General features: G+C 47.3%; 20 protein-coding genes. 12 read left to right on the forward strand and 8 right to left on the reverse strand.

What is annotated here, in order from left to right:
- Positions 1–269: 269 nt before the first annotated feature.
- Entirely contained in the window at positions 270–1319 is a 1050-nt protein-coding gene (locus FEK50_RS23655; protein WP_131161696.1) for an alpha/beta hydrolase, read from the reverse strand.
- 492 nt (positions 1320–1811) lie between these two features.
- On the opposite strand from FEK50_RS23655, the gene FEK50_RS23660 reads away from it, so the two are divergent.
- From FEK50_RS23660 to FEK50_RS23690, 7 genes are all read left to right on the forward strand, one after another.
- On the forward strand, positions 1812–2744 hold the full coding sequence (locus FEK50_RS23660) for an AEC family transporter (protein WP_130260638.1): 933 nt from the start codon (positions 1812–1814) through the stop codon (positions 2742–2744).
- A 46-nt stretch (positions 2745–2790) separates the two neighbouring features.
- Complete coding sequence (locus tag FEK50_RS23665) at positions 2791–3924, forward strand: alpha/beta fold hydrolase (protein ID WP_131161697.1); 1134 nt, start codon at positions 2791–2793, stop codon at positions 3922–3924.
- Between the two features lie 40 nt (positions 3925–3964).
- A complete protein-coding gene (locus tag FEK50_RS23670; RefSeq protein WP_130260640.1) occupies positions 3965–4645 on the forward strand; it encodes a heavy metal response regulator transcription factor in 681 nt (226 codons plus the stop codon).
- A gap of 15 nt (positions 4646–4660) precedes the next feature.
- On the forward strand, positions 4661–6118 hold the full coding sequence (locus FEK50_RS23675) for a heavy metal sensor histidine kinase (RefSeq protein ID WP_131161698.1): 1458 nt from the start codon (positions 4661–4663) through the stop codon (positions 6116–6118).
- Positions 6119–6182: 64 nt separating this feature from the next.
- Complete coding sequence (locus tag FEK50_RS23680; RefSeq protein ID WP_131161699.1) at positions 6183–6662, forward strand: cupin domain-containing protein; 480 nt, start codon at positions 6183–6185, stop codon at positions 6660–6662.
- The gene (locus FEK50_RS23685; RefSeq protein WP_131161700.1) at positions 6640–7401 is read left to right on the forward strand and encodes a carboxymuconolactone decarboxylase family protein; all 762 of its coding nucleotides are present in this window, start codon (positions 6640–6642) and stop codon (positions 7399–7401) included. Before FEK50_RS23680 ends, FEK50_RS23685 begins: the two co-directional genes overlap by 23 nt.
- A 158-nt stretch (positions 7402–7559) precedes the next feature.
- Complete coding sequence (locus FEK50_RS23690; protein WP_130260643.1) at positions 7560–8624, forward strand: alpha/beta fold hydrolase; 1065 nt, start codon at positions 7560–7562, stop codon at positions 8622–8624.
- Between the two features lie 246 nt (positions 8625–8870).
- Here FEK50_RS23690 and FEK50_RS23695 read toward each other — a convergent pair whose 3' ends face one another.
- Positions 8871–9764 carry a LysR family transcriptional regulator gene (locus tag FEK50_RS23695; protein ID WP_130210832.1) on the reverse strand — a complete coding sequence of 298 codons (894 nt, stop codon included), beginning with the start codon at positions 9762–9764 and terminating at the stop codon, positions 8871–8873.
- A 148-nt stretch (positions 9765–9912) separates the two neighbouring features.
- Between FEK50_RS23695 and FEK50_RS23700 the strand changes: the two genes are divergently transcribed.
- From FEK50_RS23700 to FEK50_RS23710, 3 genes are all read left to right on the forward strand, one after another.
- Entirely contained in the window at positions 9913–10695 is a 783-nt protein-coding gene (locus FEK50_RS23700; RefSeq protein ID WP_131161701.1) for an SDR family oxidoreductase, read from the forward strand.
- Positions 10696–10820: 125 nt separating this feature from the next.
- Positions 10821–11072 (forward strand): DUF1471 domain-containing protein, encoded by a 252-nt coding sequence (locus FEK50_RS23705; protein ID WP_131161708.1) that lies wholly within the window; start codon positions 10821–10823, stop codon positions 11070–11072.
- Between the two features lie 56 nt (positions 11073–11128).
- Entirely contained in the window at positions 11129–11497 is a 369-nt protein-coding gene (locus FEK50_RS23710; protein ID WP_131161702.1) for a helix-turn-helix domain-containing protein, read from the forward strand.
- Positions 11498–11769: 272 nt separating this feature from the next.
- Here FEK50_RS23710 and tibA read toward each other — a convergent pair whose 3' ends face one another.
- From tibA to FEK50_RS23735, 5 genes are all read right to left on the reverse strand, one after another.
- Positions 11770–15501 carry an autotransporter adhesin/invasin glycoprotein TibA gene (tibA, locus tag FEK50_RS23715; RefSeq protein ID WP_131161703.1) on the reverse strand — a complete coding sequence of 1244 codons (3732 nt, stop codon included), beginning with the start codon at positions 15499–15501 and terminating at the stop codon, positions 11770–11772.
- Positions 15494–16714, reverse strand: coding sequence for an autotransporter strand-loop-strand O-heptosyltransferase (locus tag FEK50_RS23720; RefSeq protein WP_131161704.1), 1221 nt, complete (start codon positions 16712–16714; stop codon positions 15494–15496). Before FEK50_RS23720 ends, tibA begins: the two co-directional genes overlap by 8 nt.
- A 324-nt stretch (positions 16715–17038) precedes the next feature.
- Positions 17039–17656 carry a LuxR C-terminal-related transcriptional regulator gene (locus tag FEK50_RS23725; RefSeq protein ID WP_131161705.1) on the reverse strand — a complete coding sequence of 206 codons (618 nt, stop codon included), beginning with the start codon at positions 17654–17656 and terminating at the stop codon, positions 17039–17041.
- Positions 17653–18117 (reverse strand): CaiF/GrlA family transcriptional regulator, encoded by a 465-nt coding sequence (locus FEK50_RS23730; protein ID WP_131161706.1) that lies wholly within the window; start codon positions 18115–18117, stop codon positions 17653–17655. Before FEK50_RS23730 ends, FEK50_RS23725 begins: the two co-directional genes overlap by 4 nt.
- 366 nt (positions 18118–18483) lie before the next feature.
- Complete coding sequence (locus FEK50_RS23735; RefSeq protein ID WP_130219592.1) at positions 18484–19146, reverse strand: tyrosine-type DNA invertase; 663 nt, start codon at positions 19144–19146, stop codon at positions 18484–18486.
- 150 nt (positions 19147–19296) lie between these two features.
- On the opposite strand from FEK50_RS23735, the gene FEK50_RS23740 reads away from it, so the two are divergent.
- A complete protein-coding gene (locus FEK50_RS23740) occupies positions 19297–20139 on the forward strand; it encodes a helix-turn-helix transcriptional regulator (RefSeq protein ID WP_131161707.1) in 843 nt (280 codons plus the stop codon).
- Here FEK50_RS23740 and FEK50_RS23745 read toward each other — a convergent pair.
- Entirely contained in the window at positions 20136–20687 is a 552-nt protein-coding gene (locus FEK50_RS23745) for a tyrosine-type recombinase/integrase (RefSeq protein WP_130219595.1), read from the reverse strand. The two genes, FEK50_RS23740 and FEK50_RS23745, sit on opposite strands and share 4 nt — an antisense overlap.
- Before the next feature lie 593 nt (positions 20688–21280).
- Here FEK50_RS23745 and FEK50_RS23750 point away from each other — a divergent pair.
- A partial coding sequence (locus FEK50_RS23750; protein ID WP_240779385.1) for a pyridoxal-dependent decarboxylase occupies positions 21281–21544 on the forward strand: 264 nt, incomplete at its 3' end.

The following is a 21544-nucleotide window of genomic DNA, read 5'->3' on the forward strand; positions in this document are numbered from 1 at the left end:
CATTAGCATTGAGCCTCTACAATGTTGGTGCGCATAATGTATATTATGTTAAATGACGAATTGGATTGGATAAGCAACGTCTTACACCCAAGTCTCGTCTCATGGAGTCAGCAAATGACTACCCTATTGTCGGAATCTTGATTCCCCAGGATGCTGGAGCTCTCTTTCAATTTTCTAACTACCCCGCCAACTTGTTTTTTAAAGTGGACAGTGGCTACAGTTGATGGATATCCCCCAGCCTGTACGGCTGGGGATCCCCTGGAGGGTAACTAGATATTCTTATGGAAGAAAACGTCTAACTTTTGCGTCGCCTGGTCAACGTATTCTGGCACCCAATATGTCTCAATGTGGGTAGCACCATCGATCAGGAAGAGCTCTTTGTCCTTCGTACCGGTAGCTTTAGCGAACGCATCTTTAGTCATATAGAGCGTATCCGCTTTGGAACCGGCAATCATTAGCAGAGGTTTATTGATCAGGTTGATATGGTCCGTCACGTCAAAGTTCATCAAGTCTAACAGACTGCTCGTGGTGTATTTAAACGTTGAGTTTGGATGTGCGTGGGTTTTCCAGTAGTACTCGTAGCCCTGGCGATATAACGCAAAAGGTAATTTAGCGATCTGTTCATCAGTCAGGTTGGCATCACCGGAGTAAAGCACTTCGCCACCGGCCACTTCCTGAGCTCGTGCATCTGAAGCCTGCTGAAGACGTTGTTGAATAGTATCCAGCTGTGAATCCTGCATACCATTGCGCCGTACAAGTCCTGAATTAAACATGCTAATGGTTGCAATCGATTTGAATCGTTTGTCCGTCTCGGCGGCAGCAAGTGAATACCCTCCTCCCCCGCAAATCCCCAACAAACCAATACGGGAGCTATCAACACCGGGATACTGGCTGATGAAATCAGCCATACCGTGGATATCTTCAATACGATTCGCAGGTTTGTCTACGTTACGTGGCAGCCCTCCGCTGGCCCCCTGATAAGCAGCATCGGCGGCGATGGTAATATATCCGTGTTCAGCCAGGCGTTGGGCATATAATCCGGCGACCTGCTCTTTTACGCCACCATTAGGGTGAGCCACCACTATTGCCGGATATTTTTTCGCAGGGTCATAGTTAGCAGGTGTATACACATTCGCTGCAATCTGAATGCCATGCAGATCATATTTCACAGGATGGATATTGACCTTGCCTGCGACATTTTCGGTGATAGCCCCGTCATAGACGAGAGTAAACGGGTTCTTTTTGTAATCTGCTGCATTTGCTGAAGTGATACCGACGACTGCCGTCATCAGCATTGCACTTAAAAGTGTCAATTTCATGGTTTCTCCCGATAAAAATGCGTGTTCATAAGGCAACCGAGATGGAACATTCAGACACAGAGTAGAGAGAAAAAACTGTCAGTATCATGACCGCTAAATAACATTTTTGTCAGGAAGTCCCCAGCTCATCGTGTTTTCCGTTGAGGACGGTTGAAATACGCTTTCCCGGGTCTGATTTATGAATCAGGCTGATTAACCCTATCGGTAAAGCTCTCTCAAATGAACATAAATATGTTGCTATACTCTAAATAATTCGAGTTGCAGGAAGGCGACAAGCGAGTGAATCCCCAGGAGCTTACATAAGTAAGTGACTGGGGTGATCGAACGCAGACGCAGCACATGCAACTTGAAGTATGACGAGTATATACTCATTCTGACTTAAGCGGCCGTGATATACCCCGTATAAAATAAGTCACTCATAACATTTCGACGAATAAAATTCGCAGCGTCCTGGTTGATAACTATTATATATACCATGGCAAGGATATTAATATGGCGACACTTGAGCAACTTATTATTTTCTTTCTTCTTATTGGTATTGGCGTTATAGCACGTAAAGTGGGCGTTATTACACCGGGAAACACGCCCCAACTCACATCTCTTGTTTTTAATTTTGCGATGCCAGCTATTATACTTTCCGGGGTTACGACTGATCAGCCACATATTTCCGGAAAGGAACTTTCCATCGTACTTGCATCCGCATTCACTACACTTATTTTACTGATTATTTGCAGTCGTATGCTGGCAAGAGTTTTACGCTATGAAAGAGAATACTATGGTGTGATTACTGTCATGACAACATTTACTAATGTTTCCATGATGGGGATCCCAATGATATATTCTTTATATGGCGCCAACGCCATGATTTATATCACTGTCTTTTTACTCCCATATAACTTATTGTTCTTTTCATATGGTTATCACTGCATGAAAGACCAGAGTGGTAATGCTGAAACACTTAGCTTGAAAAATATGTTAAACGTTATCAACCCGGGGATCGTTGCCTGTATTCTTGCTTTGCTTTTATATATTTCAAATGTGCATATTCCTTACATCATTGCACAACCAATAAAAATGCTGGGCGCAATAACTGGCCCGGTTTCAATGCTACTGATAGGCTCATTCCTATTAGACATCGAATGGAAATCTGTTTTTAAAGATGTGAAAGTATGGATATTCACTTTTTTTAAAATGGTCATCATTCCGCTTGTTATTATATTAATAATGAAGTTATTCATTAACGATGGGCTACTGTTGGGTGTCCTGCTTGCTGCGGTAGCAACGCCAGCTGGTGCAGGAACGCCCTTATTGGCTCAGATGTTAAATAAAAAAGTTTATCCGTTAGCTCTTAAAGGTGCGACATTAACCACACTGGTGTCACTTATTACGATGCCTCTCGTGGCAATGATGACGGGTATTGGATAAACCAGGAGCGCTATTTTAAACCATAATAAAACATCAGAGATAATATATGAACCATAACACTCCATTCAAAAAAACGGTCGGTAATATCTTGTTGTCCGGACTAATATTTGCCGTTTCTGGTTGCACAACGCACAGCATTCAGAGCCAAAGTACAGAACCGCATATTGTATTACAAACTCAGGGAAGCTTTGCTGTGGGAGGCACAACAGTCAAGCATTCAGGAACATTTTCAGAACAAAATTTTCTCTCCCCTGATGGTCAAACCGCTTATGGCGATCATGCTTATGTCTTCTACCAAATTCCGGTAAATACACATAAATATCCGCTGGTCTTCCAGCATGGCGGTGCTCAAACAAAAAGAACATGGGAAAGTACACCAGATGGACGCGATGGATTTCAGAATATTTTTCTGAAAAAAAATTATAGTGTTTATCTCGTTGATCAACCACGCATGGGTGAAGCCGGTTTATCGACCAAAGATGATACGGGTAAAAATCCCTGGGCGGGCAATCCTATGTATGCCGACAAGACGTTTTTTCTGTTGTCCCGTGTTGGCAATGAACAGGGTGTTTTTAAAAATTCGCAGTTCCCTGACAATCCTGCAAGTATTGAAGCATTCCAGCGTTCCTGGAATCCCTATTCAGGAGAACTTGATAATGACCTGAATGCGAAAACACTTGCACAGTTATTTGAAAAAATTGGTCAGGGTATTTTAATCACTCACTCGATGGGCGGCACTATTGGCTGGAGAACGCCCTTTTATACCGACAAGGTAAAAGCCATTGTTGCTTATGAGCCAGGCGGAACACCATTTATCTTCCCGGAAAATGAGATGCCAGCACCGGTGAAGACGACATTTGCACCATTGAGCGCTTCCGCGATGGGAGTTCCCATGAACGAGTTTCTCAAACTCACGCGAATCCCAATCGTTATCTATTATGGCGATTTTATTGCTGAAAAACCGGATGCTGCCGTTGGCCCGGATAAATGGAGAAGTGAATATGAAATGGCAAAGCAATTTGTCAAGACAGTTAATCGTCACGGTGGAGACGCCACCCTTGTCCATCTTCCTGATATTGGCATCAAAGGCAATTCTCATTTCCTGATGGCGGAAAAGAATAATCAGGAGATTGCCGGAATACTGGCATCGTGGTTACACGATAAAGGACTCGATAAATAAATCAGCACCCTAAAGCCATAGGTGTAGAGGGATGAATATTATGCGCCTTTTAATTATAGAAGATGAAGAGAAAACATCGACGTATATCAGTCGTGCATTAAAAGAATCGGGGTTCATCGTTGATATTTCAGCCGATGGCGCTGAAGGGCTTCATTACGCGCTGGAATTAGACTACGACGCGATAATTCTTGATGTGATGCTACCGGGAATGGATGGTTATCAAGTGCTGGAAGGCGTCCGGGCCAGAAAACAGACACCCGTGCTGATGCTGTCAGCTCGGGGCTCGGTCGACGAACGCGTCAAAGGGCTTCGTATGGGCGCGGATGATTATCTCCCTAAACCCTTTTCACTCATTGAATTGGTGGCGCGTATTCAGGCGTTGGTACGTCGCCGCCCTACCGATGGCGCAGACATCACTCAACTTCACATTCAGGATTTGCATCTCGACTTACTGGCGCGCAGGGTATTTCGCGGTGGAACGAGACTGGAACTAACCGCAAAAGAATTTTCCCTGCTGAGTCTGCTCGCTCGTCATCAGGGAGAGATTTTGTCAAAGATGATGATTGCCGAACAAATCTGGGACATGAATTTTGATAGTGATGCCAATGTAGTTGAAGTCGCCATTAAACGTTTACGCGCCAAAGTTGATGCCCCATTCGACGTTAAGCTACTTCATACCGTGCGCGGCATGGGGTATGTCCTCGAAGTCCGGCCTGAGTAAATAAAGAGGATAAGCATGGTTAAGCGTTCTATCTCTGTCCACCTGGCGCTGATGTTTGCTTTATCTGCGCTGCTGATTGTTTCCGTAATTGGCATCCTGCTCAGAAGCTCTTTGCATGATTCCTTGCAAAAACAGATGCACAACGAACTGTTGTTCAGGGAATCATTGATGAGCCCGTGGATCACCGCGCGAACCACGGCCGATGGTTGGTCCACGCTTGCCAATAAATTCACCGTATTAGCCAACTCCGAAGGTGAGCGTGTTCGCTACTGGATTGTCAGCGATAACCCGCGTTTTAGCGTGGGAGGAATGCCGCCGGTGGGAGTTCAGTGGTCTTCTTTACGGGAGGGATTTAATAAAGTACCCGGCACATCAGAGAGCGCATGTTCACTGTTTTTGTTAGTGAAAACGATCCCGGCAAACGGTGAAAGACCTGAGTTACGTTATGTGGTCGCCATTGATTCCACGCCGTACATGGGAACGCTCAATGCCTTTACGCGGACACTGCTGATCATTGCGGCTCTGGGCGTAGCGATCGTTGCCCTGCTGGGCTACGTTGTTTCAAAGATTGGCCTGCGTCCGGTGGGTATGCTCAGTAAGCAGGCGCAACATCTCGCCCCTGGGGACCATAGACAGCGACTGGACGCCAGAGCCTTACCCGAAGAGTTACAACAACTGGCCTCATCATTTAATGGCGTGCTGGAGCGCCAGGAAATCGCCTGGCGGCAACTCGAAAGTTTTAATGCCGATGTTGCTCATGAACTCCGCACGCCGCTGACTAACCTGATTGGCCAGACGCAACTGGGGCTATCACGACGACGCTCTCATGAGGAACTGGAAGAATTACTGGGCTCGAATCTGGAAGAACTTGAACGTATGACGTCCATCGTCAATGACATGCTGTTCCTGTCTCATGCCCACGCGGGAGAACATGCTTCTCAGCTTACACAAGTCTCCTTGCGAGAAGAAACCCTTAAGACAGCAGAATATGTCGAGCCCTCATTTACTGAAAAACAGCTTTCGTTGGATGTTGAAGGCGATGTTACTGCGTTTATCGATCGGCGGCTGTTCCACCGCTCACTGGCCAATTTACTGGAAAATAGCGCAAGACATTCCCTTTCCAATAGCACTATTACTGTGCGCTTAAGCGAAAGGGATAATCAGGCCTGTGTTGAAGTTTCCAATCCAGGCAATCCGATAGCACCAGAACACTTACATCGGCTTTTTGAGCGGTTTTATCGCATCGACACCTCACGAGCAAGGAGTGATGCCCATCATGGGTTGGGCCTGTCGATCGTGCGTGCCGTCGCTATTATGCACCAGGGTGATGTCTTTGCCCGTAGTGAAGGCGGCATCAATACATTTGGCCTCACTTTTGCGCTGAAAGCGGATAAAACGGTGAGCAATGCGCCTTCAGGCACTGAGTCTGGAGCAACGTTAACTGACAAAATTGTCAGCGAGGCGTCAGCCTGACGACATGTCCGTCTGAATAGAATCATTGTCTCCCCTCCTGTCACCGTAGATAAGGACGCGTTGTATGATCAGACAGTTACATTACCTTGGGCTACTACTGCCTCTCTTCACAACTTCATCATGGGCTGCGGAGCAAAATTCCACTGTCCATATCGCCCCCGCCGGAAGCCAGACTGCGGTGTATGGCTCGACGGAGAATTTTACCGGTCGTGTCCGGGTTGATCCTCTGTTCAACGCTGACAACGACATCCGTGTTTCCGCGGCTTATGTCACCTTTGAACCTGGTGCCCGCTCCGCCTGGCATACGCATCCAGCAGGCCAGCGACTGATTGTGACCTCTGGTGTTGGACTCACCCAACAAGAAGGCAAGCCGGTACAGGTGATCCGTGCTGGCGATGTTGTCTCTTGTCCGGCGGACGTTAAACACTGGCATGGGGCGGCCCCCGGTAGTGCGATGACACATCTGGCAATAACCGGCGTGGTGGATGGCAAAAGCGTTAACTGGAAGGAGTTAGTGACAGATGAACAATACCACGCCCATTAAGATATTAACGGCAGCGGTACTGCTAACCTTTGGTTTTGCGCTTACCGCAAATGCTGCGCTCATCAATAAAGGAGTTACCGAAATGAATCATGAATATACGGTTTCAGATACGCTGTCAGCTCGCCAGCAGGCCATTCCGTTGATTGCCGCATCAATGGCCAGCAGTCAGATGGATAAGCTGAATGCAGCGCTTAATCAAGGACTTGATACAGGACTCACGATAAACGAAGCTAAAGAAATTCTCATCCAGCTCTATGCCTATACGGGATTCCCCCGCAGCCTGAATGCACTGAATGAGCTGATGAAAGTCGTCGAAACACGTAAACAACGTGGCATCGAAGACATTGAAGGTAAAGCGCCGATCGCCCCTATTCCCGTCGGGGATGAACTTCGCCGTGTCGGTACCGCAAACCAGACGAAAATCTCAGGCGCGCCTGTTCAGGGGCCACTGTTTGATTTTGCGCCAACAATAAATCAATTCCTGCAAACACATCTGTTCGGCGATATTTTCGCTCGCGATAACCTCGACTGGCAAAGCCGTGAACTGGCAACAGTTGGCGCATTAGCCGCTACGCCAGGCGTTGAAGCCCAGTTACTGTCACATACGCGAGCAAGTATGCGAGTCGGTCTGACGGCAGCGCAGTTACGACAGTTAGCACAGGTTCTGCGTGAACATGGCGACAATGATGCAGCCACAAGAGCTGAAGAGGCACTGCAAAAAGCGCTTGAGAACAAATAGAGACGGTCGTCATGCAGACTCTCCCCCTGGTCAGTGCACATACGTGATTCATCCTCTGCATTTATGAATCCGCCAAATAAAGGCAATCAAGGGGGCGAAATAATTAACGCTGGCAACTCAGATATGATTAAACGGCAACCATAACAGAGGATGCAATTTTGAAAACGGTCTTAAAAATGCTGGCCATCTGCATGATGGCAGGAGGCCTGGGGGCGCAGTCTGTATACGCCGAACCATTGGTCATTCAGGAGCAAGGAAGTTTTTCTGCCGGAGGCACCATCATCACCGCCCCGGGAACATTTGACGCGAAAAAGCCGCTGGACTCTGCAGGTCAAACTTATCATGGCGATCATGCGTCGGTGTTCTATCAAATACCGGAGAATCCGCATAAATATCCCATAGTTATGCTACATGGCGCGGGCCAGTCTTCTCGTACCTGGGAAAGTACGCCGGATGGTCGAGAAGGGTTCCAGAACATATTCCTGCGCCGCGGATTCTCCACGTATATTGTCGATCAGCCGCGTCGGGGTGATGCCGGACGTACCACTGTAGAAGGTACGGTTACACCAAAACCTGATGAGCAGATGTGGTTTAACCAGTTCCGTGTTGGCGTGTGGCCAGAGTATTTTAAAGGCGTCCAGTTTTCCCACGACAAAGAGGCACTAAATCAGTATTTCCGCCAGATGACTCCGAATACAGGGCCATTTGATGTCAATGTCATCTCTGATGCGATGTCTGCCGTAGTGGATAAATCAGGCCCGGCAATCCTCTTTACCCACTCTCAGGGTGGTGGACCAGGCTGGTATACCGCGATGAAAAACAACAAGGTCAAAGCCATTGTCGCCTTCGAGCCAGGCAGCGGTTTTGTGTTCCCGGAAAAAGAACTCCCTGCCCCTATGCCTAGTGCGTTCGACACGCTGAAGGGTGAATCCGTGCCAATGGAACAGTTTATGGCGCTGACTAAAATCCCGATTTTGATTATTTACGGCGATAACATACCGGATAAACCTGTAGCTATGCCCGCACAGGACAGCTGGCGAGTACGGCTGGCAATGGCGCGTAAGTGGCGTGACGTGGTTAACAAGCATGGTGGGGATGTGACGGTGACGCATCTGCCTGAGGCTGGAATCAGAGGTAATACCCACTTCCCCTTCTCCGACCTGAATAATGTGCAGATCGCTGATTTGGTGAGTCGGTTTTTGAAAGAGAAAAATCTGCAATAACCATTTTAGAAGATCACCTTAAACGTTTAATAGAGCGCCTAACCTTCAGTGGGCGCTCATCGTATTGTGTAGCTTTTTCTGATGGAGATTCACAGCCTCGAAGATGTTTGCTCTGTTCACTGCTGTATCAAGCTTTCAACGTTACTGAAGCGCTGGCCTTCGCTGTATTAAAGCGCACTGGCCTACAGGCGTGCAGTGAAAAAGGTCATTATGCCCGCGCAAGGCCCACAGCAAAATGTGGACACGTTATTCCGCGTAGCGAAGTGCATCAATCAACAGCGCAAAAGCAGGCGGATGCTGCTTACGGCTGGGATAGTAAAGGTAATATCCGGGAAAAGTTGGACACCACTCCTGTAAAACCTGAATAAGCTCGCCTGACGTTACATAATCCTGAATCGCGTCTTCGGGAACACAGGCGATACCAAATCCTGATAATGCGGCATCAATTCTTTCTGGCAGCAGATTAAACGTCAGTTGCCCATCAACTCTGACCCGTAACGGTTTCCCTTCTCGCTCGAACTCCCAGTGATAAAGTCCACCGGCCGTTGGCAGACGCATATTGATGCAGCGATGATTTTGTAGTTCGTGAGGCGTTTCAGGCGCAGGGTTTGCAGCAAAATACGCCGGCGATCCCACCATGGCCATCCGCATATCCGGCCCAATTCGCACTGCAATCATATCCTTATCCACACTTTCACCCAGCCGGATCCCGGCATCAAAACGACCTTCAACAATATCGACAAAACCGTTATCCACCACCAGTTCGACATTGATTTCGGGATATTCCCTGAGGAACGGTTTTAGCTTCGGCCAGACCAGACTGCGCGCAGCATGTTCCCCGGCTGATAAACGAATATTCCCGGAGGGAGTGCCATTCAGTTGGATAAGTGATTCCAGCTCGCGCTCAAGCTCATCTATACGTGGCTCAAGACAGGCAATTATTCTCTCCCCTGCTTCCGTGGGGGCCACGCTACGGGTAGTTCGGGTTAAGAGACGGATATTTAACCTTTCCTCCAGTGCCTTCATTGCATGGCTAAGTGCAGACTGAGAGACGCCGAGTTTGCTCGCTGCTTTGGTAAAACTTCGCTCTCTTGCCACCACAAGAAAGATTTGCAGTTCGTTGAAGTTTTCTTTAAGCATTGACGATTTCCTTGTAGAAGCATTCCCTTCAAAGCGCATTCATGAAGGGTGTTCATAGACACAATCATTTTAGCCTCGTTACTGGCAATAATGATAATTGATATTCTGGCTGTATCAAATATAAGGCTGAATTATCAGAAGGTTTATCATGAAAATACTCGTTGCTGGCGCAACAGGAAGCATTGGTATTCATGTTGTGAATACTGCTATTGCAATGGGCCATCAGCCCGTGGCTCTGGTCAGGAATCGGCGGAAAATCAAGTTACTCCCTCGTGGAACAGATATTTTCTATGGCGATGTTTCAATACCTGAAACACTCACCGATTTACCGAAAGATATTGATGCCATCATTTTTACACTCGGCTCCGATGGTCAGGGACGTATTGGTGCCAGAGCGATAGATTACGGCGGTGTACGTAACATTTTGCGAATATTCAGGGATACACCTGTTCGCATCGCCCTGATGACAACGATTGGCGTTACTGAGCGGCTCAGTAGCTGGAATCAACGTACTGAAGTTCATGACTGGAAGAGACGAGCTGAACGCCTGGTCAGAGCCAGCGGGCATATCTACACTATCGTCAGACCCGGCTGGTTTGATTACAACAATGATGATGAGCACAGAATCGTCATGCTTCAGGGGGATAAACGCCATGCGGGAACGCCGGAAGATGGTGTTATTTCCCGGGAACAAATCGCCCGGGTACTGGTAACGGCCTTGAGCAATGATGCGGCAAAAAATAAAACGTTCGAACTGGTCGCAGAGCGAGGAGAAGCACAGCAGGATCTCACTCCTCTGTTTGCAGAGCTGCAGAGTGATAATCCCCAAAAAAATGATGGGGTTTTCGATGTAGACAATATGCCCCTTACTGAAGAACCTGAGTGCGTTATTAACGACCTGAATCTGTATTCGAAAAATTCAAAAATCTGACAACGTTGTCATATGACAGTCAGTCTTATGACAGCTTAGAACTGTATATTTACAGATCAAGAAGGAGGATGCTCCTTCTGATATTTGTCAACTTCCAAATATATCGTTTAAAACAGGTATCAGATATGAAAGCACTACTAATTACTACATTATTCATGGGATTCATTTCGGTAAATACTGCATCTGCTGCTGAGGAGATTCGTCATGCAGATGGCAAAGAAAAGATTGGTGTAGTCTCAGCCAGTAATGCCCTGACGCTTGATGAATTATCGAATGCGCTTTCTCGTAAAGCTGATGATCAAGGAGCAACATCATTCAAAATCCTGTCAACCACGGGGAATAACCGATTGCACGGGGTTGCTGAAATCTATAAGTAAGTAATTAGCATTTTGAACAATATATGTCACAGCCCTCTTATAGTTAGCATCGCCTTATGTCCAGAACAGAAGATATTATCGATGAGGTAACTCAATGGATTGATTCAAACATACATAAACCGCTGAAGATCGACGATGTTGCTACGCGGGCTGGATACTCTAAGTGGCATCTTCAGCGGATTTTTGTACAGATAAAAAAAGTTAGCCTTGGGAAATATATCAAAGATAAAAAACTTAGTCTTGCAGCTAAAGATCTTGTCGAGACTAATGAGTCTGTGATGAGCATCGCCTATAAATATTGGTTCGATTCTCATCAGACTTTTACTCGGATTTTCTCTAAAAAATACAAATTACCACCATTAAAATATAGAAACACCGAAAGGATAAAAAACATTAACATTTTAAATAATTTCACACTTACGTAGTATCACTTAAATGGTAATTTATTCTGCATCGAGAGATGAATACCTTTTTAGCCAGTAGTTCTAATGGACATGGAAACTTGTTTACCCTTGTTGTATCCCCTCAGATATTACATTGACCATCTGGCTTAGCTTCATTGTCCACACAGTTTGCATCGCTACAGGCCGTGAATTTTTTTTACGAATTCTGGCAGCAAGTATTTAAACGCGGGCGGAAGCCTTTTAACTTCCGCCCGCAGCGCATGGTTTAATCCCCGCTCTGTTCAGGACACGTCTCAGAAATTAAAACGGAACCCGACACTGCCCGTGACCGGAGACTCGGTATGCTTACCGTTTTCATAACGAGCCTCAGCCCAGACGCCAGCATTTGGGGTCAGTTGCGCGCTGACACCCAATCCGTATTTCCCGGTCGTCCCGGAGATGTCGTTCCTGAAGTCGTAGGTGTCATTGATACGGACTTTGTTGTTGTCCGAAAATTCATGATTCACCGCCGCCGACAGGTACGGCTTGACCTCTTTTCCTGCAACGTCCAGGGTCATCCCCAGCTTCACGCCAGCCTCAGCCTGCAGAGATTTGGTTGCGCCGATATTGGCTTTCATACCGTTATTCAGGCTGATATCTTTCGCATCCGCCCTGAATGCCGTTGTCCGCACGTATGGCTGCGCCCATGCATTCTCATTCAGACTGAAGGTTCTGCCCGCTTCGAGACTACCGCCGAAACCGTTCTGGCTGTAATCCCCTTTCACCGCCGTACCGTCACTCATCCAGGTACGCAGCTCATTATTAAAGCGGTTGTATTTCAGCACACCGTCCACGTAGTAGCCGTCATTATCAAACCAGGTCGCGTACAGACCACCACCGGTGCTGTCGACTTTACTCTTTCCTCCACGGGCATGTTTAATGCTGTTGTCGCTGTAAGAGAAGAAAGTACCTACAGCTAAACTGCTGTCACTCAGGTCAAAGACCATATCGGCGCCGGTTTCGAAACCGTTCTGAGTCAGGGTATAGCCCGAGCTGGCCCCGCCGCTGATGCGGTTGTCTGACCCGGTATAACGGCCCCATACGCCCCCTGGTGCACGGGTATTCTGTATCACATCACCATGACGGAAACGCAGATTATCCAGCTCGCTGTTGAAGACGTATGCCGGTGCTGTTGCCATGCCCAGTACTGCGTCGGCCGATTTTGTTGTGCGACGCACCGGAGACGACGATGTACCTGCATCTGGCTTACCTGCGTCAGGGTTACCTGTACCTGGGTTACCTGCATCCGGGTTAGTCGGCGGAGTAACCGGAGGCGGAGTATCAACCTTCAGATACCAGTTGGTATTTTCCTTGCTCAGGCCGTATTCCCAGGTACCGGCATCGACTTTCCCGCCTTTCAGGGTAAACGCGGCATCACCGCCACCTGTTTGCACCACCTGAAGCGGCGCACCAGCAGATACTGGCTCCAGACCGGTGTTTTTGATATCCAGCACAAAGTTACCGCTGGCATTACCCGCGACATTCAGCATATCTCCGGTATGTGATGCGATATCCGTGTTCATCCGGAACGTCCCGCTACCCGACAGGCTCCCGAGCGCCAGCGACACCGCCTGGAAGGCTGGCGTCATGCGTGTGGTTGTTGACGGACGGAAATCAACGGTCCCGTTATCCAGCGTTAATGCGCCGACAGTGGAGTCACCATCGAGATGCCAGACAGAAGCACCTTTAACCGCCATGTCACCTGCACCGGTGTTGTCTCCCGCAACGTTCCCCGTCAGGATGGTCCCGTTATCCAGCGTCAGGGTGGTACCTGATTGTGTCGTCACATTAGCGTTCGCCTGAAGGGCATCCATCGTCATGGCACCGCCACTCTGAAGGACAATCCCACCGTCCTGAGACAACAGGCCGCTGAAACGGGTGCTACCCCCTTCCTGCGTCAGGGTACCGGTACCCGTCAGGGTGCCTGCGAAGGTCGCAGCACTGTTGTTAAGGTAATACAGGTTCCCTTCATTTGTGACAACGTCACCGACGAGAGTCCCTTTATCAGTCAAGGTGGTGGTACCAAGGAGCACACCGCCGCTGCGGACATCCAGCGTACCGTCACTGCCAACCATCGTATCGCTGGCCTGATGACCGTCAAACACCGTCAGGTATCCGCCGTTTTCCAGCAGCATATTGGCTGCACTGCCGCCAGCGATACTGAAACTGCCTTTATCGTTGGTACCACTCACGGCTGCACTGGTATTGGTGACGACAGCCCCGCCACTGTTCTGGGTAACTTTAGATGCTGAGCCACCGGCCTCCACCTGTAGCATGCCGCCGCTTGTGATAGTCGTTTCTGTGACATTACCGTCGATGTAAACATGCTGACGTCCACCACTGTTAACGATTGTGTCAGTGGCACTGCCGCCACTGGAGACGTACTGGCGTCCGCCGTTGTTAACCGTAGTTTTCGTGGCATTTCCGGCGTAGAGATACTGCCCCCCACCAGAATTAATTGTAGTGTTAGTGGTACTGCCGCCGCTGGAGATAAACTGGCGCCCAGTATTGTTAATTACGGTGTCCGTGGCACTGCCGCCGATACGGACATACTGGCGACCGCCGCTATTAATAGAAGTAGCAATGGCGATACCGCCTTTGGAGACAAACTGACGCCCACCGTCATTAACAGAGGCGTTCAACGCATTGCCGCCGCTGTAGACATATTGGCTCCCTCCGCTGTTAACGAGGGTGCTCGTAGCAACACCGCCACCGGAGACAGCCTGGACACCACCACTGTTAAGGGTAGTGCTCGTGGCACTGCCGCCTGAATTGATATTCTCGCGGCCACCGTTATTAACGATGGTGCCAGTGACGCTACCGCCGCGGGAGACATGCAGTAATCCATTGCTGTTAATAGTGGTATCTTTGGCCTGATGCCCGTTGAGTACAGCGAGAGAACCACCATTCTCAAGTAACATATTGCTGGCACTGCCTGCGGCAATACTAAAACTACCCTTAGCGTTGGTGCCATTCAAGAAAGAGTCGGTGTCAGTGCTAATGGCGCCGCCGCTGTTCTGAGTAATTGCAACAGCACTTCCTCCAGAGTACACCACCAGTAAACCATCGCTGTTAATGACGGTGTTCGTTGCACTGCCCTTGACAATCACTTTTCCACCACTGTTAATGGTAGTTTCTGTGGCCTGATGTCCATTAAGTACGGTTAATGAGCCACCATTCTCCAGCAGCATATTGCCCGCACTGCCACCTGCGATACTGAAGTTACCTTTCGCATTGTTGCCATTCATGAAAGAATTAGTGTCAGTGGTAATGGCGCCGCCGCTGTTCTGAGTAATTGCAACAGCACTTCCTCCAGCATACACCACCAGTAAACCATCGCTGTTAATGATGGTGTTCGTGGCGCTGCCATCCATGGAGACACTCTGCATTCCTCCACTGTTAATAATGGTGTTAGAAGCACTGCCGTCGCGTTGGACATACTGATGCCCGCCATTATTGATTGTGGTATCACTCGCCACTCCTCCGAGTAATTCCTGAATTCCGCCATTTATCATAGTATTATTGGTGCTTCCGTAGACAAGCTGGTACCCACCATTGTTGATGGAAGTGCTCGTGACACCACTGCTGTTATCGTAAACTATCTGCTCCCCACCATCGTTAATGGTGGTGCTCGTTACACTGGCACCGTCGTAGACAGGTTGAACACCACCATCGTTAATGGTGGTGTTCGTCGCGCTACCGCCACTGTAGACAGGCTGGGATCCACCTTTGTTAATAGTTGTGTTGGTAGCAGTGTCACCTGCATACAGGGGCTGGCTCATGCTCGTTCCACCACTTCCGATTGTCTTGTTATCATAGGCTGCCGCCAGCACAGGCTGGGACGGCAGAAGCAAACCGGCAATCAACCCTGCCAGCGCGGTACGCTTGATTTGCCGGGGGCGCTGACCTCCTTTACGGGTCAGTTCTGAGGTAACGACCCACATCCCTGTGGATTCATTCCAGACAGTGTTATAAACCTTATTCATTGCTTACTCCTTTCTCCAGAGTGTCCTCAACACCCTGTTCAGTTAAAGAACGGTGAAGTTTATTGATGACGCCCTTGACCTGGGCGCCGGTTATCAGCCGGGTACATTCAAATTGCCGGTCAGTATTTTTATGTCTCGGGCACCACAAAAAATCGTGGTGGTCAAAATTCAGCGATGTATCGTCCCAGCATCCATAACAGCCATGGGAGTTGAATACCCGCCACGGGGTATAAAATTCGCTGTTGGGCAGGCTGAAGCCACTTATCAGCACCACCGGAATACGGGTAGCCCAGGCCAGCCATGACAGACCGCTTGGCAGGCCGATGAAGAAACTGGCATGCCGCAGCAGGTTCACCCTCTCCTGCAGCGGTAGCTTGCCGGTAAAGTCTTCGGCTCCCCACGGGATGTGATTCCAGACAAAGCCCTGGCCATAGTGGGCGTCCCGGTCAATGCACAGCACCCGGTAACCCAGTGATTTCAGGTGTGCGATGACCTCACTCCAGCCAGTGCCGTTGTTCCAGTATTTCGCCTGACAGGTGGACTGTGTGGCGATGCACACATAAGGCTCCTGGATAACCCGGGGCGCGGACAGGTCAAGCCGGACGGGGGCTTCACGCGGGTCAACGCCCAGAATGTAGCCTGCAGAACGGTGGAAACCGACCTTGCGGAAATCCACCGGCTGATTGTTTGTATCGCCACCGAAATAAAGCCCCACGCGATAGGTGGCATAAGGCGCCACCGTGCGCGGCTTATCCGGCGTGGAAAACTGTATCTGCGGATACTGAGGCGCCAGCAGGTCAATAATGTCCTGCGCCATCGTGCATTCCAGACGGCACTTATGCAGGGACTGGAAGCGTTCCGCATAAGGAAACCAGCCGAGCAAATCGCCCAGCGTCCCGGTCGGGAATGAAATCAGTACAGGCCGGTCTTTTAATTTCAGGGTTTCATCCAGCAGAGGCGTTTCTTCCCCCTGACGGAATACCTGAATACGAAAGCGCACGAAATATTTCTTACTGCTGGTTACCCAGCCTTTATCCACATCGCAGCAGAAAAGAATATTTTCTGAATCCGCATCCAGCAGACGCACGTGCCATTTCCCTTCAGGAAGCAATACACGTGCACCATCATTAAAATCATAAAAAATATTTTCAGGCCCTGCCTGCGTTGGCGTATCAGGCGGAGGGATAAAAAATGTATTCTTCAGCGTTGACATATTTTCACCTTCAAAAATATATAAGCGTTGAAAAGCACAATGAGTACGCTAACAATATAACTAAAGTGTCTTTCTTGTGATGGATCACGCCCTACATCTCAGTTCTGGCACTCTTCTGTAATAGCAGAGAAGAGCGCACGCATGACATTCTCACGATGTTATATTTCGCGCATTCCACTATATTTATCCAACGACTTTAGTCGTCGCAGATGAAATGAACCCTGCATTACTTCTGGCTACGCGCAGGAGTTAGTTTACAGTTTACGTGCGGAAAGACTTATCAATTTCGGAAGTGTATCCGGTCAGTACGTACCGTTGCAGCGCTTACAAAAACGTCCTGTTCATAATCCATGCAATATCATTCCGGTTTCTCAGACCGATTTTAAATATTGCCTTTTGTCGGTAGTAACACACATTGCTGTAATGTATCTGCATACGCTTTGCAATATCACTTACAGTTTCACCGCCAAGAAGTGCATTTATCACATGTCGCTCATTAGCACTTAAACGCTGAAATCTATACCCACTACTTATATAGCGAGAAGGCACGGCCAGAATGCGCAGAAAAATATTTTTCAATTGATGAAAGCTTTGTGACGGAGAAATCCAGGTAAAAGGATATCTGATATTATTCTGCCCTCCCTGATGGCCAATTAAAATGCATGGAGTCCCTCTCAGTTCGTGGCGTTCAGAATAAAGGACTGACAGATTCCACAAAAACCACAGCGCCCTCACAGTCACTGATGACTCATGGCAGGTGAGATCTACCACAATGACACGCTGTTTCCCGGGGAGGTGTCTGTCAGACAGAATATGCGACATAATCTGGTCCGGTGTTTCCACGGAAATAACCTGAGCAGCATGTTGCCCGGCACTTTCCATCACTGCAAAAAGCCCGAGGCGGGTGTACTGACACTGACTCATCAAAAATATCTGTTTCATCCGTATTCTCTCAGCTCCTGAGGAGCCTGTTCATTCTGTTTTCTCGATACCATCCACTGACGTAGTTTCTGAAATTTTGTCTGTGGCCTGAGTGACTGCTTTGCTGCGGGGGCAACAGGTTCCAACTGAACATCCAGTTTTGCTCCTGAACTGGCCGGGATTTCCTGCGGATCCTGTATATCTAGGATCCGCAGAGCGCGTCTTCGTCCCGTTGTCGGTTCGTTCTGTATGAAGCGCCTGCTGCGGATATGGTTTCGTCCCTCGTGCTCAATGTAATACAGAATATTTTTTGCTGTTCTCTGGGGTATATGAAACTCCCGACTGACCGCCTCAACTGTCAGTAACCTGCCGGTTCGCATCCCCCAGAAGGTCACGATGATATACAGTGGTCGAGCCTGCATGTCCTGAACACACTCAGGACAGAAAAAATGTCTCTTTATTCGTCTGCGTCTCTCAGGCATACCTGCCACCTGAATATCTCTCCGTCAGAAATATGAATTAAGAAGCACTGGTATCCCTCCCCCCAGTAATGACAACAGACATCTGTTGCCGCATGTGTCGGGTTATCAGTGCTGAGTAACGCGCAATACAAGTGCACAAGAAGAGGATCTGTTGTTGTCAAAATGACCCATTTTGACAACATTGGATTAAAAAACTAAATTTTTGTTTTTATCTGGTTTTATTTTCTTATTTATGTGATGTTTTTGGCTATTTATACTGTTAATGGAGTTTTGGAAAATTCAGAAAACTGACAGACATCAATGCCATATTGTTACAGAAGGGAATTGATATGGGGGTTTTATTGATTTAAATCAAATGATCTTTAATTAATTGTTGTTTGCATAACATGTGTTTTTTAACATTTGCAACCGCAATACAGGCAGTTTACAGTTTGGGTCAAAAAGTTGCTTTTTAGCCCTTTTTGACGGCTTCCATAACCGTTCAAAGCGGGCCGAATTTGAAGCTGTATAAATCACCGTATGCCGGATATTCCGGTGTCCCAGGTAATCCTGAATCAGGCGTGTATCGATGCCGTTATCTGCCAACGCGTAACCACACCCATGTCTCAGCATATGTGGATGGACAGCAACAGCCAGCCCGGCATTTCTTCCTGCTTCAGCCAGCAAGTTATAAAATCGTTGACGGGTAAGCGGACGCCCTGATCTGGAAATAAACAGCCAGTCCCTCTCTTCTTCTGTTGTAGGTAATTTCATTGTTTCCCGGGCTTTGAGCCAGTTCCTGATACATTGTACTTCTTCAGTCAGTAAGGGATGCACGGTGCTGAAGCCGTTTTTCAGGCGCTGGACGCACAGTTTTCGGGACTCGAGCTCAAGGTCAGCAAGACGTAACGAAAGCATTTCGCTGACCCTGAGTCCGTGGATAAAGGCAAGAAGTATCATGCAGGCATCACGTTCCGGGTGGCGCCCCTTCAGCACCGCCTGTATCAAAAGGCTGACTTCATGGTGAGTAAGAAATTTTCGGGAAGACATTAATGGCTCCGGTCAGATGAAACAGAGCATTCAAGAGTGACACGATGACCCCATCAGGCTATGGCTAAACGTGCTAAAGTCAGGAAAGCAGAATAAAACACCGATTGCTCTTAAGAACAGTCAACTGGCATGGACCCACAGGTATAGCAAATGAATTTAATCCAGCAACTGGCGGGAATTATCGAAGGGAATCTGAACACCTCACTGTCAGTAAAAGTTCTTGCTGAACGTTCAGGCTATTCAGAACGCTGGTTGTACAAACTGTTTCAGGATGTAACGGGGATCAGTGTGGCGCAATACATACGTCGCAGAAAACTAACACTTGCCGCTTTACTTTTGCGTCATACCAGTCGCCGGATAACAGATATATCACTAATGTATGAGTTTAGTTCGCCCCAGGCTTTTTCCCGTGCTTTCAGGCAACAGTTCAAGGTGTCACCAGTACAGTATCGCAATGCGGATGCCTGGGATATGCAGTATGCCCAGCCCGTATTGTACAGAACCACACCGTGCACAAAATTCAGAATGATTGAGATAGCTGAGGGCAATCATCCTTCTGTTCCAAACCTTAAAATGCCTGTGAATCTGGGAATGGACTTTATCCATACCCAGAGCGGCGATCATTTTATTTATAACCGTAACCTTTTTCAGTCCATAGTATCAATTTATGATCCTGTTAATGAAATGTCTGATTTTATGATTTCAGGTGAAATGATACCCTCCAGAGAAACAGATTCTGAACTAATTTATACTTTTAAAGAAATAAACAGTTTTTCCCTGCCAGAGACGCTTCTTCCTGATGGTTTATATGCCAGCCAGGAATTTACTGGGACATACAAAGAGATTTTTGATTTTCATATATATGATGCCATGGGGGCGCTGTGTATTAATAAATGTGTTTTAAAAAGAGGACCTATATACACACTATTTCACAGAACAGATAATAAAAATATTATGGATATGCAATTCCTCACTCCTTGCGTAAAAATTTAACTGCGCCAGACCCGATGAAAACGTCCTGGATTACTGGCCGTATACAGTACAGTATGATGAATGTTCCTGTGACCCAGATAATCCTGAATCAGACGGGTATCCAGTCCCTGATTAGCAAGAGCATAACCACAGGCATGACGCAACATGTGCGGATGAACCTTAATTCTCAGACCCGCACGCTGACTATATCGTGCGCAGAGTTTATAAATCCATTGTCTGGAAATTTTTTTTCCATGGCTTGACAGAAAAAGATAATCATCCTGACTACCTTTAGCGTATCTTTTTCTAATCAGGAACCAGCGTTGCAATAATTCTATTGTTTCTGGCTGTAATGGATGTGAAGTTGATAATCCATTTTTCAGACGCCTAATAAAAACAATTTTTTCAGTCATATCAAGATCTCCCAGTCTAAGGTCTATCAACTCACTGACGCGAAGTCCATGAATGTAAGTTATATGTAGCAATGCTTTATCACGGATTTCATTTCGCGTACCCGTTATAGCATTAAAGAAAAGCGCCCATTCGCTGCTGGTGATGTATTTACGCATATTTCCTCCTGTCAGAGTTATACCTGAATTTTACACTATTAATTAAAAGGAAGACTTATCAGTTTCGGAAGTTGGCGTGTAAACGATCCCCAACGCCGTATTGACGTTATCTTGCCTGGCCTTCAAAGATAATAAGTGAACGACCATATGACACGTAGGGTAAAAATCAGTTTACATCCAGGGCAACAACTCCTTCACGCAGTTACCTATATCGTAGTATTACTGCCGAAATAACAACTTACCCCACGAACAATGTTGGCGGGGATTCTGGTAATTATATCTTTTTTATTCAATAATCTTTAAAAACGTTCAAAAAATTAACCACTAACTAATAATGATATTTTATTGGCTAATTTTTACGTGATAATAACGGCAGGTAAAAAAACACATTAAAATAACACTGAAAACCCCGAAATTATCATTGACACATTGTTCATCCTTTTGATTTTACTTTAAAAAATATAATGTAATTATTGTCAGGGACTAAACAAGATTAGGATTTTGTTATTTAAAACCCAGACCATTGAGCTTGCTTACTTTATCGATAAATCCTACTTTTTTTATTGCGATCCAATCATTTTAAGGAGTTTGAAATGGATAAGAAGCAAGTAACGGACTTAAGGTCGGAACTACTCGATTCACGTTTTGGTACAAAATCTATTTCCACCATCGCTGAATCTAAACATTTTCCGCTGCATGAAATGCGTGATGATGTCGCATTTCAAATTATCAATGATGAATTATTTCTCGACGGTAATGCGCGTCAGAATCTGGCAACTTTTTGCCAGACCTGGGACGACGAAAATGTCCATAAATTGATGGATCTGTCGATCAACAAAAACTGGATCGACAAAGAA

Source organism: Escherichia sp. E2586 (genome assembly GCF_005781105.1).
In the GTDB taxonomy this organism is placed as follows: domain Bacteria; phylum Pseudomonadota; class Gammaproteobacteria; order Enterobacterales; family Enterobacteriaceae; genus Escherichia.